The organism is Variovorax sp. SRS16, assembly GCF_901827165.1.
Taxonomy (GTDB): domain Bacteria; phylum Pseudomonadota; class Gammaproteobacteria; order Burkholderiales; family Burkholderiaceae_C; genus Variovorax.
In genome coordinates this window covers 224,133-236,595 of the sequence record NZ_LR594667.1, presented here as the reverse complement: position 1 = coordinate 236,595, position 12,463 = coordinate 224,133, and the positions used below count along the sequence as shown (strand labels likewise).

Here is a 12,463-nt window from a genome sequence, read left to right as displayed (position 1 = left end):
AATACCCCTCTCCTCCTCCCTTCTTGCGTGACGACCCTGGCCCCCTGTGAAGCATCACACGGGGGCCCTTTTCTCGCTGCAGCGTCTGCTCCTGAAGAGAGGCCCGCTAGCAGGCGTTGCCCGTCTGCGCCTCTCGAGCAGGCACTTTTGTTTCGCTTTCGGGCGAAGCGGCCCTCAACGGCTGACGTCGAGCACCGCGGCTGGGAGTTCGAGCCTTCTTACGGCCTGCGCGGCCGTCAGAGCGTCATCGCGACTCGGGTATGGCCCCAGGCGCACACGCACCTTCCCTCCTTGCGGCGCCGTGGCGAAGGGACGCAGACCGACGCGCTCCAGCATCGCCTGGACGCGGTTCGCCTCCTCTTCATTCTCGAAGACGCCCACCTGCACGACAAACAGGGATGTTCCTGAAGGCGAATCCAAAAACGCTTCAGCCGAAGACGGTCTTGCAGGGGACGACGCGGGCCGCGAGCTGCTGTAGACGGCACTAAGCGCGAGCACCAGGCTACCCGCCGCCGCGAGCGCCGGAGCAAGGAATGATGGGCGCAGCCACACAGCGGGCCAAGGTGTGCCCGCCGCCCTGTCCAGAGCTGAGGCGCGAAGCTCGACAGCCCTGCGCAAAATGCCCAGTCCTAGCCCAAACACCAGCGGGGAGAACACCCCGAGGAGGTAGCCGAAACCCCCAGCCAGGTTCGCCAGGATGCCCCCTGTGGTCTCGCGTCCTGTGCACCACAGGCACTGGCCGAAGAACCAAGCGGAAACCTTTGCGAACGACCTCAATGACCTGAGTGCAAAGGCATCTCCCGCCAAGATGTTCTGCGCGGAGATGGCGATGGAGGCAACAGCCAACCCGAAAAGGATGAGCTCCAGCCACCCGAGGAGCCGTGCGAGGCGCGCCAGGCCTGGCGAGCTCCGGCGCACTGCGCCTGCGGCCAAATCTCCAGGTTCCATTCCCGACTTCTCCTCTCCAATCTTGTTCGACGCAGGCGGACCTCGGCAACACGCTCGCTGGAGCAGAACCTGCAGCAGCACCCACGAGCCAGCGACCTCAGGTCTGACTTGGTAGCTTATTGGCCAGCCTGACGCCGTTGCGGACGTCCAGCGGTCGAAATTGTCAGGCAAAGCCTGCACAGCCTGCAAGAACCGAAAAGGGCGTCAGCCCTTGAAGATGCGCTAGAGGTCCTCGAGGTGCTCGTGCCTCCCGAACCCGGAGTCGCGAAGGTCGACGTCGGTCTCGCCGTAGCGCCTCGAGGAGCCAAGAAAAAACCCTGCCAGCAATCGCTTGCCAGCAGGGTCGAATGAGCGCTCAGGGGCGCACGGGGTTAGCCTTCGTTGTCGTCCTCGATGCCGTCAATCGGCGTCCAGTGCGCCCGGACGCGGATGATGGCGCCAAAGTTGCCCGCAAGGTCGGCAACGTCCGCGCCGGCATAGCCGTGGTAGCTGAGACCGGTGAGGTCGCAGATGCCGCCAGTGATGCGCTCGGAAACGTGGTCGTTGAGCGAGTCAATGCCTGAGGCGATGTCCTCTAGTTCTACGCCAAGCACGACGTCCAGGACGTGTTCACCATCGTCGGTGATGCGGCGGAGCTCCGCGTGCGTGAGCGGGGACGTACCCGCCAGCACCAGGTGCTTGCCACCCTCCTCCAGGAAACGGCCGGGAACCAGAGTCGGCAGTGCGGGTGTGCTGCCTTCCCGGATTCCCGACCACGGGGCGACTTCCTCGGCCTCCATCGTGATGCCGCGCTCGTCCGCGAGGCCTTCCTCCAGGGCGCGGCCAACGGCCGTCCAGGCGAAGTCCTCGTCTGCAAAACTCGTTTCCTTGACGCCGGGCGTTTCGATGACGAAGGTTGCGGGCTCAGTGCTCAGCCGCGAGACGACAAGGTCTGCTGGCCATTTGGCAACCGGACCGAAATGCTGCGCCAGGGTGAGCCGGACATACAGCGCGTACCGGAACGCCCGCAGGTAAGCCCAGACACCTTCCGGGTTCACGTCGACTTCGAAGCCGAGTGATTCCCGGCGGCCGAGGAACTCCTGCGCCCGCTCGATGTACTTGAACACCGCATCGACCTCTGCGTCCCGCGCGCCCATGAACTCGCCGGCGGCGTCGGATGCGTAGTCGCCTCCGAATCCGATTTCAACCAGGTCCGAGAGCTCCTTGTCGCTGGCCTGGTCCAGCCAGGCAGTGGCATCGAAGTCCGCCGTCATGCGGTTGTCGTCCGACTTGATGCGAGCAGGGGCCCGCAACGTGTCGCGCTGGCCGGCGAAGACGCTGAGCACAGGGAGCACATGCATGGTCTGCGACACGGCAGGCGCCAGGTCGACGTTCTGTGCAGATGCAGAAAACTCGTTCCAGGTACGGTGCCCGTTGATGCGGGCCATGGCGTCGAGCGCCTGGCCGTGCTTGATGGGCGAGCCAATCTCGCGCAGGTACGTCGAGAGAACTTTGGCCTTGAGCTTGCTTTGAGAAATGTCCATTTTTGTTTCCAATCAGGTTCTGACTGGCCTCCGATAGGGGTAAAGCTTGGGTGCGCGAGTTGCCAGCAAGGCCAGTCGGAATGACTGGGAAAGCTGCGTCTGACAGGGTTCTGGGAACCGCCAAATTTACCGGACCTCCGAAGAGGCTCGCGCGGCAGGCTTTGGCAGCCTTCCTGGTATAGGGAGCGCGGCGGTTCGAGGCCAGTGCCCCAAGCGGGTTTAAGACGGTTCCGCTATAGGTTCCCACCCGCGCGCCGCGCCTCACCCCCACGCATCTCATGCAACTCGCTCAGAAGATTACGAAGCTCCGAACGCTCCAGCCGACCCCTGGCGGCATGAACGAGCTTTTCTACCAAGCCCGCAACCTGGCCATCGAGGCTCTGCTGCTGCGCCTGGAAAATCAGCTCCTTCGCTCGGGGTTCCCCGCCATCTGCGCATGGAACGAGTCCTCGTTCAGCGACCCCAGCATCTACATCCAGCTGCCCAACCCCAAGGAAGGCGCGTCCTGGGACGTCGCGACCTGCACGCTGCGGGTTCTGCGCTCCAAGGAAAGGGCCCCGGACTTCGTCTCCGGTTGCGTCTATGTCGTGAAGGGGTTCTCAGCCGTCGAGCACTGGCGGGGGAAGCAGCCGGCCAAGGTGGTCGCCTTCCGGGAAGCAGTCACCGCGCTGTACGACTCCGGACACTTGGCCGCGGAAGTGCTGAAGGTCAACTTCCCGTTCGAGCGGGGCTTTCACAGCAGCTTCTGACCAGGCGAAGGGTTCTCGATGAGCAAGACCAACCACCGCCGCCAGGGCGACAAGTCCCGCAAGGACAGCGAGCGCTATCGGCACAGCCCCCTCGACGGCGCCGGCTCTTATTCGGCACTGTCAGACCGCACCATCGGGACCTGCTTCGGCGGAGACAACTCCAACGGCCATCAGGGCTACGCGAATGCCAAGCGTGGCGCCAAGAAGTTCGTGCGCTCCCGGGTGCGCTTCCACGAGGACCACGCGGCACGTGAATCGGCGCGTGATGCGCTCATCGGAGACGTCTGAGATGAAATGAGCGCCTGCCCCGGCGACCGGGCGAAACCACCGAACCCGCGCAGGCCCGACGCCCTGCCTGCCTTGGGTCGAGGGATGGCGGTTCAAATGTAAGACACAATGCTTACCGCCGAACTGGTGCCGGCTCAGCCAGGCGGCGCGCTTGGCGGGCCCAGGTCGAGCACGCTGAAAGGAAAGCGATGACCCGTGATGAGCTGATTGCAGAACTGCGCGCCAAGGGCTTCAAGATGCAGGCGACCGCCTCCTCTCGCTGGATGGGAGCCCTCTACTTCGCGACCGCGGCAAGGACGATGTTCGTTCTGGTCCGCAAACGCGGAGTCGACGTCGTCGTGACGCCCCTTAAGCTCGAAGAGCTGCTCAACGAAAAAGGCGATGCCAGCATCAGCCTCCGACGCGAGGCCGATTGGGTGGCCGAGTACAACTTTGAGGAAAGCGGAACAGCCGTCCACCAACGCGTCAACGACGCATCGCACTGTTTCACCCAGGACCAGGAGATAGAACCTTCGTTTTTCCAGAAGGCCGGCCTGGGTCGAAAGGAGTCAAACGAGCGCTATCGAGCCGAACACGACGAAGCTGCCCAGCTGTTCCAGGCAGTAAGTCCAGGAAATGGCGAGCCGGGCTACTTGGAAGGCGGCGTTTGGCTCCACAAGGACGGGCGAACAGAGCATCGGGGCTAGCCGCCGGGTACCCTCTGCGCATTGCATGCGTTTGGCCCCTTGGGCCGGGCATCAGGTCTGAAAGAAGCCGTTCTCGATTGCATTCAGGTACCGGACGATGGATGATTGGCAACAGGGGAGTTCGTCCGCTTAAAGCAGCAGCTCGGAGGAACCTATGGCCTGGAAGGTTACTGTCGACCAGTCGTTTGATGTCGACGCGTTCGACACCTACTGCCACAGCTTGGCCTGGACTGCCTGGCGTCCCTCGTTCCTTGTCGTCCACAACACGGGTGTACCGACCCTGGCGCAGCGGCCGAACGGATTCACGAAGACGCACATGGGCAACTTCGCAACCTACTACCGGGACAAGATGAAATGGAGCGCGGGCCCTCACCTCTTCATTGACGACAAGCGCATTTGGGTCTTCACGCCACTCACGATGTCAGGCGTGCACTCGCCTTCGTGGAACAAGCAGTCACTCGGCATCGAAATGCTCGGCGACTTCGACAGGGACGCGTTCGACGCCGGCAGAGGGCTGAAGGTTCGGCACAACACCGTTGCCGCCATGGCCACCCTTTGCGCCATTCTTGGGCTCGAGCCCATGACCACGAAGCTCCATCGCGAGGACCCTGAGACCACGCATGCGTGCCCCGGCACCAACGTTCGCAAGCTCGAGTTGATTGCAGATGTTCAGGACCTTCTTGCGACTAGGCATCAGGGAGAACACCAAGCCTGAAGTGCCGGCGGAGCGCCGACCGCGGCTACAGGCTCCGGATGTCTACGGGCTTGCCGCCAGCAAGCGCTGCTTCCATCGCAGTGCGCCCCCATAGGCGCAGCCTCATCTTGCGGAAGGCAGCGGCCTCCTGCAGCGGCTCCTGCGCATCAGGAAGGCCTTCATTGGCCTCGGCCAGCGACGCCTCCCACTGCTCGGCGTAGATAAGCGCCAGCCGCGCGGTCTCTCGTTCCTCGGAGGTCAAGGACTTCAGGCTCTTGCCTCGAAGGGCCTCGAACGCAAACTTGAGGGCTGTCGCCGCTTCAGCCTCCGGTCCCTTGCCGCCATACGCTTGGGCATAGCTCTCGCGGTCCAGTACTGCAGGGGCCAGGGCTCGCTTGAGCGTGAGGTCGTCGGATTGGCGTGGCATGGGTAACGTTATAGAAGGCGCGGAGGAGCCGGAGGTGTCAGCTCAGGTGCTTGCCGACTAGGGCGGTCATCTCGAACATCGTCACTTCGTCCTTGCCCATCACCGCTTTCAGCTTGGCGTCGCAAAGGATGTTGCGCTTGTTCCCGGGGTTTTGCAGGTTGTTCGCCTTGATGTACTCCCACAGCAGCTTCGTCACTTGCGTGCGGGGCTGGGGCGTCGAGCCGATGACTGCTGCCAGCTCCGTGCTGGGGGTCAGTGGGCGAGAGAAGGCGTTGGTTGTCTTTTCGGTCATGATTCTAAAGTCCAAGTAAACCACCATTCTACGGAGGCCAGAATCTGGCCCCGCTGGCCTCAGTCGCAGCTGAATCCGCGCGGGCTCGGAGGGGTGGTACGACCCTGTGCGACGAACGCCGGAGCACTTGGTGCGCCCTGTTGAGCGCACGGATGCAGCGCGGGGAGCTCTGCGACCAAGCCTGCGATGAGTTGCTTGCGAGCTTCGGCCGCCCGGGCGTTGTACTACGCGCCGCACTTGTGGCGCGTTTCAGCGTACGAGTCTACGAGGACGAGCAGCCCGCGCACGGCCGCGGCGGTGCGGGAGTCGAGAGAATGCAGGAGCGCGTCGGGCATAGGAATACTACTTATTGTGAGGGTGAGCGTCTGGGACAAATCCTCGGCGCTCAGGCTTTATCAGGTTGGGGCAACGGGAGCTTGAGGTCAACGCAGGCAGCGGTGAGGGCCTTCTGGGCAGTGGGCGCCGACCAGGAGCGAGGCGAGTCTCGACGGTCGGCACAGAACGGCGCCTCGCGCCTCCGAACGGACCATGCGTTTCGCTTGTTGGCTGCGGCCGTGAGGTATGACAGCGGAAGGTTGCGCTCGACCGTCCAGTGGCCGGTGGCGAGCGCGGCGAAGACCAGCTCTGCCTCGGAGTGCTCAATGGCCGGAGGCTTGACAGCCTTCCCTTTCGGCGCGGGCTCGTCCAGCACGTTCCCCGTGAGTTTCGCCCAGGCCCGTGCGCCAGCGACCGTCAGTTCCGCACGCACGACCTTCTCGCGCTTGGTGCTCACCACCTTGGCCAGGCCTCGTCTGATGAGCGAGTCGAAGGTTCCCGGATGCTCGTAGTGGCGCCATGCCTGGCGCTGTGGCTGGTGCATCATTCCGCAAATCAGCGTGCGCTGCCGGGGCGTCAGGCGAAGCGCGGATACCTGGCCGCTACGGGGTTGAGTTGTCGTCATAGGAGAATGTGTCCTCAGGTGTGCCGAATGGGCGTGCGCGCCTCGCGGATGAAGCGACCAACGCTCTAGAGAAATGCTTTAGCAGATGCGCATTTTAGCTAAAAATCACCTTTCCACCTAGCCTTTAGATGAACGAGCCCGACGCCACCCCAATGCCCTCCACCGAGCCTAGCTCGACCAAGAAGCGGGGGCGAAAGCAGACGACAGGTCGCTACGATTCCAGAGAAGCACTCCTCGAGAGAATCTGGTTCCAGTACCAGCGGTCATCGCTCAGCGCGCAGGCTATCGGTCGCCTGGTGGGCGTGTCGCAAATGACCGTGCTGAAGATTCTGCAGAGTGGCGAGGGTAGGCCGGAGGCCCGAGTACCTAAGGGGCGCCGCTGAGCGACGCGCGCGCTCCCTCAAGCGGCTCATGCTCGAACGCCGGTGCAAAGTCGCCAAGCTCGCCTGCGGTCGGGCTCAGCGCCACCGCGCGTCGGTTCTTGACCGCCTCGTAGAAATCCGCAGGTGCCTGGAGCGCCTGCTTGTCTGCTGACCGCCCCACGAATGCTCAGCGGCCCTTCTGGCCCTCCGGGCTCGGCTTGGGTGTCCGCTGGAGTATGGCGCCGACCATCAGGGGCAGGCGCTTGGCGCGGATGAGACGAACGCAGTGGTCGACGGCGGCCGCGTGAAAGATTTGTGGTCCCGTCTTGGAAGGCTTTTTCTCCCTGCCTTGGCTGCCCTGTTTGCTCGACGTGAAGGTTGCCACGTTAACTCCGTTTCCCCGCCGAACGCCGACGGGCATCGCATGTAGCGAGCGAACTTATCGCCGATAGAACGGCCCCTTCGGCGTCAGTGCTCCGGATGGCCGAGGGCCGCGGATATCACCTTGAGCGCTTTGCTTTTGGTGGCATCGAAGTCCCGGACCATGGTCTTGAGGGCAGCTTCGCGCGCTTTCAGCGTCGCCGTCGCGTGCTCGCACATCAGCTCCAACCCCTTGTCTGCAAGGTAGGGCATCGGAAAACCAATCCTGAGCAGGTTTGCAAAGGCAGCTCCGGGAGGATTGCGCTGCACGACCGCGTACAGGATGCCGTCCGCCTCATAGCACTCATGGATGCTGTCCGTCGCGGGGTCTACCGGGGGGAAGTCATCCGAGTACGTCCGCGGCGGCGCATCGGTGCTCGTCCACAGGGGCTCGAAAAGGGTCCGATGCAGCTGCATGCGCTGCAACAGAGTCGCTGCGAGCTCGTCCTTGACACGCCAGCGTTCTGAACATGTCGTAGGGTCGCTGCCCTTGAGGGCAGCAAGAGCCTCGAGCTTGTCGGCAAAGTTGGAAGGCGCAGATGCAGAGCTGTCAGGGGCGCTCACGAGAGATGCAGTCATAGAGGGGGTTTTCCTGGGGGTAGGCCGCTGAACCGCTCAGCTCCGTTGCATTTTATCAGAGCCCCTACAACAACGGACCTAAAATGCATTGCACCCCACTGCTAAAACCGTTTGGGGTGTTCCGACGTATTGCGCGACCGGCCGACGGCGGGCGAATGCAACTTGCGTCTTAGGCCGAGTTCGGAAGACGCGGCCCACCGTCCCGACGCGTAGAATCGCCGGCGTGGGCTGAAGATGCTCACGCGGCCGACAGTCTTTCCCTCCTCCTCCCTTTGTCGGCTGGCTTTGCCCCCTGGCGATTCGTTCGCCGGGGGTCTTCTTCGCGCCCTTCGTGACAAAGTCGTTCTTGGTACCTCGCGCCCGGCAATACACTCTCGCAGCCGACCACCCGCCACCAACAGATGCTCAAGAAACCCCTGCTGCCAATCCTTGCAACCGCCCTCTTGTTCACGTCGGTTTGCCATGCTGCGGACCGACTGCTACCAACAGAGGATGCCCAGAAGCTGGGTGTCTCGTTCAAGAAGGATGGGAAGGCGCTGTACGTGGACGTGCTCAACGCCAGCCAGTCAGTGCTGACCGGGCTCACCGTGCAGTGCGAGGTTGACCTTCCCCCGGTGACCATGACTCCAGATTACGTCCCGCCTGCAAGGCCTCGGCCGAAGCATCTAGCGACGGGCTCAGCTGTCGTGGCGCCTGACGAAGACTTTTCCCTTTTGTTCGGAAATACCTCGGGCGATGGCCGCAAGGGCAAGGGCGGAGAGCACATCTCGGACTATTCGTCGAGGACCGTGCGCGACCGCGAGTTCGTGAAGCTCGAGCTCACCGGACTGCGGGTCCTGCCTGGAAAGTCGGTCGAGGGCTATACCGAAACGCCCAAGGCAATCCGACATTGCAGCGCGCTTGACCCGCGCGGCCGCGAGAAGAAGCTCTACGAAGTGTTCTAGGCTCGAGCTTCAGCTCGCGAGGAGGCCGAGCAACAACAGCGCGGCCGCCACCCCGGCGCCGCTGCTCTTCGTGAAATCGATGTGCGTGCCCCCGCAAAACCGACACAGAGAGCGGACCGCCCTGCCCTTTCTGACAACGAGTATTGGGACCATCAGCTTTCCGCAGTGTCCGCAGCGGTCATGCGTTTCCGTGACGTCCGGGCGTTGGCGGCGCGCCGTTCTGGGCTTTGGCTCCATGGCGGGCGCCGCCGGCCGGGCCTTAGGCAGAACTTGCACCTGGGAAGCACCGGCAGCATTTGGGTGCGTCCGCTCATCCGGCAGGCGAGAGAAAACTCCTTGTCCGGTCGAGACCGGTTGCGGCGACCGCTGTGGCCAAGCCGGGACCTCCCGCGGCCCCGCGGACCTGGCAGAACGGCTTGCGGAACCAGGTTCGAGCGGCCCTGGCCGGAGTACGTTGGGGCTCGCCCTTCCGTAGACGGGCGCTGGCCGGGGCGCTACACCGGCTTTTTCTGGAAGCACCCGAACGTCAACGGCCGAGGCGGTCCCGCCGCAAACGACGATGTCGAAGTCCACCCGCTGCCCAACGCTAAGCTTGGCGCCGGCTCGTACCTCCTTGGCACGAGCGGTGAGCCTGCCCAAATGCCCACACTCAATCCGGGCGTCTCCGGTCTCGAGGTCCATCTCGAGGACCACGCCCTCTCCTCGCACCCAAGCCTTCGTCGTCTTCATTGCGGTCCTCTCAGAAGCCACCAGGCTGCAGTCTACCGCTGCGGGCCGCCGCAAACGGTCTCAACGGAGTGCGCGTTAGTCCGCATCGGAGTGCATCAGATGCGCGCCTAAAATGCTGCAACAACGAGGATGGAGTGCTGAATGAGAATGACCGGCAAAGTCGCTGATTTCAACCGCATCACGGGCCGAGGGCTCATTGCGAGCAAGACGTCGGGTAAGGTGAGCTTCCACCTCTCACAGGTCGTCGCAGGCAAAGGGAAGCTCGACGCCGGCGACCAGGTGGAGTTCGAGTTGGGCGACTTGGACGGTGTGCCTCAGGCGTTGGCCGTTTCAGTCCTGTCACGCCACATGGCCCTCCAGCAGCGTACATTGAAAGCTCATTCGGCGACCGCGGTAGCGGAAGGGGCAGCTGGCATTGCGGACAAGCAGGAAGGCACAACGGCTCCTGCCACGGCCACGCCCTTTCCGGCATGGCCGGGCCTTGTCGGCTGAGGAACTCGTCGGCCTAGACCGGGAAGAAAAGAATCAGGCCCAACGGGCCACAGAGCGCCATCAAGGGCAACCGCTTGAGCACAACATCCCAGTCGCGCCGACGCATGTTCTTGCGATATCTGAGCGGCCAGAACAAGCTTGTCAGCAGGCCAGTCGCATACCAAAGGGCAAACCAGGCCCAGCCGTTCATTTCGCTCATTCGATTCTTCTTACCCTTGTGTTTTAGGGCGGAATACCCGATGGCTGCATTGTATCATTGATGACTCTAAAACACTTAACGCTACCGTTTAGAGTCCTTTGAACCCCGGTCAGGTCAGCAGTTGGCGTCGACACGGAACACTAGAAACGGAAGAAGCGTAGAAAGGGAGAATGATGGAAAGCGAACGTCCGTTTGTCACTTACAAGATAAAAAACGAGCGGAACGGCAAGTTCTACGTTGGGTCGACGAGCAATACTTCAAGCCGGTGGGCAGAACATCGGCGGGCTATTAAAGCTGCCCGCACAGCCAGAGTCGGGAACCATCTGATGTGCTTGGACATTCAGAAGAACGGCTGGGGGCTGTCTGATTTTCGTTTTGGAATCATCGAGAGATTCGAGACGAGAGAGGCAATGCTTGCAGGCGAGCAGGCGCTGCTAAACACTTATTGGGGCACCGCGAAAAACTACAACTCCGCCCATGAGGTTCTGAGAGACACAGTCCTGCACAAGTGGTTCGCCTGGAACCTTCGAACTCTCGAGCATCGCCGCTACCTCAGCGTAGAGGCGTTGAGCGTCGACTTTCGCCTTGGATTGAAGACGCTCGCAGGTCTTATTGCGCGTGACGACGTTGCTCCCGGTGATTGGGTATTCGAGCCCTTCAGCAGGCGACGTACTGTGCGAGAGGTACGGCAGATGATGCTCGTGCATGGCATACCGCCTCCTCCCCAGCAGGACGCCGCATCGCTGGCGCGCTCAATCAGCAACTTGATTTACGGACCCTGCAAAAGTCAGGGTACGGCCCTCAATGGACATCAAACGCGCGAGTTCTATGGGGTCTAGGCGATGCCCGTTGGCAAACTGCCGCACCCGGCGGCCACTAAAGGGCAACAGCGGGCAATCGGAGCGGCCGGTTAGCGCAACGTCCAGCAGACTTGATTGCTTTGTGAGGCGCAACCCAGGCACACCGCGCCAGCTTGTGATGTTTTCGGAGAAGCCTACCCCGTCCCTTGTTTGCAGCTTCCTACACAAGGAAGGTCAATCAACAAGGAAACGAACATGAAAAGCATGACAGAGCTGAAGACGCTCGCCGCGTCCCTGCGCGTCGCAATGGAGGCCGGCTGCTGCGAGCAGTTTTCGCTTCTGGAGCGCCCCGTCGTCCTGGCCGAGCTTTTTGAGCTCAAGCGCCGCGACAAGGCGGCCCTTCGCAACCTCGAGCTCGAGAGCACGATGGCCAACTACGTCGGCCTGGCGGTGCAAGGCGTCCTCGCAGGATACGTCGCCCTCTACGACAAGCTGGTCGCCGAGGGCCACGACGCCAGCAACTCGTTCGAGTTCGGCAACGACGCGTACTGCTACTTCATCCCTCATCGCGAGGTGGAGGCAGAAGAGGTACCCGCCGGCGCAAAGGGCCTCCTCGGCCTGATTGGCGGCGAGAAGCTACCGCCGCATGTCGTCAAGGCGTTCGTCGTGGAAACACAGAGCACGAACTGGGTCGTGGTCCTCGAGGAACGTTTCGGGCGGCACACGCTGCACATCCGGCAGTTCTGGGACGACCCAGCCTTGCTGGATTCCCCGGACTACCACGGTACGTTCGACCAGTACACCGGGAGCAACCTGAGCATCAAGGACGTCCTCCGCCTGGCTGCAGAAGCTGCGGACAGGTTTTCTGATGACATGCCCGGGGTGAACTATCCCAAACGGCCCTGCCTGAATACGTTCCTGCGCGGCTCACTGGTACCTGGTCACAAGGATGCGGGCATCGGTCTGCGCTATGCCGACGGCCGCGACAAGGGCTACGTTCTGAGCTACGAGCAGCCCTATGGGGATTGCCCGGCGGTCAAAGATGTGCACTGGTTCGGCTTCCACCGGATTTCACATGCGATGGAGCGCATCGGCTTTGCCGTGTCGATGCTGGTGCCCGAGCTGGCCCCCGACGGCGGCGCCGACCTCCTCGACGACTAGCCTGATTGGCTGCAAACAAGCCCTCTGGGCTCGTTTTCTTTTGCTAGCCCTCTCGAATCGCCCAGCGCGGACGGTCGCTGGGCCTGGCTCCTAGCTCATGGCCGGCTCCGAACGAGTTGCCAAGGTGACGCCGCGCCTTGATGATGTGGGCGAAGGAGCGAAGGATGGCCCACCCAAAAAGGCGTTGGAGCTTGAGAGGGTCCGCAGCGCGGAAACCCGGGGGCTCACTT

At 62.6% G+C, this 12,463-nt stretch carries 16 protein-coding genes; 8 read left to right on the top strand and 8 right to left on the bottom strand.

All coding sequences use genetic code 11. The annotated features are described in order from the left end of the window. Positions 1-174: 174 nt before the first annotated feature. Both E5P2_RS29185 and E5P2_RS29180 read right to left on the bottom strand, forming a co-directional pair. Positions 175-948: an SPOR domain-containing protein gene (locus E5P2_RS29185; protein ID WP_083944162.1), complete on the bottom strand. Its 774-nt coding sequence runs from the start codon at positions 946-948 to the stop codon at positions 175-177. A gap of 371 nt (positions 949-1,319) precedes the next feature. Continuing rightward, positions 1,320-2,471 carry a glyoxalase superfamily protein gene (locus tag E5P2_RS29180; protein WP_068674476.1) on the bottom strand — a complete coding sequence of 384 codons (1,152 nt, stop codon included), beginning with the start codon at positions 2,469-2,471 and terminating at the stop codon, positions 1,320-1,322. Positions 2,472-2,806: 335 nt separating this feature from the next. Here E5P2_RS29180 and E5P2_RS29175 point away from each other — a divergent pair, with 335 nt between their 5' ends. The 4 genes from E5P2_RS29175 (at position 2,807) to E5P2_RS29160 (ending at position 4,909) form a co-directional block, all read left to right on the top strand. Then, complete coding sequence (locus tag E5P2_RS29175; protein WP_162577742.1) at positions 2,807-3,220, top strand: hypothetical protein; 414 nt, start codon at positions 2,807-2,809, stop codon at positions 3,218-3,220. 18 nt (positions 3,221-3,238) lie between these two features. Further along, entirely contained in the window at positions 3,239-3,508 is a 270-nt protein-coding gene (locus E5P2_RS29170) for a hypothetical protein (RefSeq protein ID WP_162570797.1), read from the top strand. A gap of 188 nt (positions 3,509-3,696) precedes the next feature. Next, positions 3,697-4,194 carry a hypothetical protein gene (locus tag E5P2_RS29165; protein WP_162570796.1) on the top strand — a complete coding sequence of 166 codons (498 nt, stop codon included), beginning with the start codon at positions 3,697-3,699 and terminating at the stop codon, positions 4,192-4,194. Positions 4,195-4,348: 154 nt separating this feature from the next. Beyond that, the gene (locus tag E5P2_RS29160; RefSeq protein ID WP_162570795.1) at positions 4,349-4,909 is read left to right on the top strand and encodes a peptidoglycan recognition protein family protein; all 561 of its coding nucleotides are present in this window, start codon (positions 4,349-4,351) and stop codon (positions 4,907-4,909) included. A 25-nt stretch (positions 4,910-4,934) separates the two neighbouring features. Here the strand turns inward: E5P2_RS29160 and E5P2_RS29155 are convergent, their stop codons facing one another. From E5P2_RS29155 to E5P2_RS29135, 5 genes are all read right to left on the bottom strand, one after another. Then, positions 4,935-5,315, bottom strand: coding sequence for a hypothetical protein (locus tag E5P2_RS29155; RefSeq protein WP_162570794.1), 381 nt, complete (start codon positions 5,313-5,315; stop codon positions 4,935-4,937). A 37-nt stretch (positions 5,316-5,352) separates the two neighbouring features. After that, the gene (locus E5P2_RS29150; RefSeq protein WP_083944163.1) at positions 5,353-5,607 is read right to left on the bottom strand and encodes an SWIB/MDM2 domain-containing protein; all 255 of its coding nucleotides are present in this window, start codon (positions 5,605-5,607) and stop codon (positions 5,353-5,355) included. A 385-nt stretch (positions 5,608-5,992) separates the two neighbouring features. Continuing rightward, the gene (locus E5P2_RS29145; RefSeq protein WP_232080946.1) at positions 5,993-6,469 is read right to left on the bottom strand and encodes a hypothetical protein; all 477 of its coding nucleotides are present in this window, start codon (positions 6,467-6,469) and stop codon (positions 5,993-5,995) included. A 627-nt stretch (positions 6,470-7,096) separates the two neighbouring features. Continuing rightward, positions 7,097-7,294, bottom strand: a complete 198-nt coding sequence (locus tag E5P2_RS29140; RefSeq protein ID WP_162570792.1) for a hypothetical protein — start codon at positions 7,292-7,294, stop codon at positions 7,097-7,099. Positions 7,295-7,377: 83 nt separating this feature from the next. Beyond that, positions 7,378-7,908, bottom strand: coding sequence for a hypothetical protein (locus E5P2_RS29135; RefSeq protein ID WP_162570791.1), 531 nt, complete (start codon positions 7,906-7,908; stop codon positions 7,378-7,380). Between the two features lie 401 nt (positions 7,909-8,309). Between E5P2_RS29135 and E5P2_RS29130 the strand changes: the two genes are divergently transcribed. Both E5P2_RS29130 and E5P2_RS29125 read left to right on the top strand, forming a co-directional pair. After that, entirely contained in the window at positions 8,310-8,852 is a 543-nt protein-coding gene (locus E5P2_RS29130; RefSeq protein ID WP_162570790.1) for a hypothetical protein, read from the top strand. 876 nt (positions 8,853-9,728) lie between these two features. Beyond that, positions 9,729-10,073, top strand: a complete 345-nt coding sequence (locus E5P2_RS29125; RefSeq protein ID WP_162487206.1) for a cold shock domain-containing protein — start codon at positions 9,729-9,731, stop codon at positions 10,071-10,073. Positions 10,074-10,086: 13 nt separating this feature from the next. Here the strand turns inward: E5P2_RS29125 and E5P2_RS29120 are convergent, their stop codons facing one another. Beyond that, positions 10,087-10,272 carry a hypothetical protein gene (locus E5P2_RS29120; RefSeq protein ID WP_102905932.1) on the bottom strand — a complete coding sequence of 62 codons (186 nt, stop codon included), beginning with the start codon at positions 10,270-10,272 and terminating at the stop codon, positions 10,087-10,089. Between the two features lie 170 nt (positions 10,273-10,442). Here E5P2_RS29120 and E5P2_RS29115 point away from each other — a divergent pair, with 170 nt between their 5' ends. Further along, on the top strand, positions 10,443-11,111 hold the full coding sequence (locus tag E5P2_RS29115) for a GIY-YIG nuclease family protein (protein WP_162577743.1): 669 nt from the start codon (positions 10,443-10,445) through the stop codon (positions 11,109-11,111). A 216-nt stretch (positions 11,112-11,327) separates the two neighbouring features. Continuing rightward, entirely contained in the window at positions 11,328-12,233 is a 906-nt protein-coding gene (locus tag E5P2_RS29110; RefSeq protein ID WP_162570788.1) for a hypothetical protein, read from the top strand. Positions 12,234-12,463: the final 230 nt, after the last annotated feature.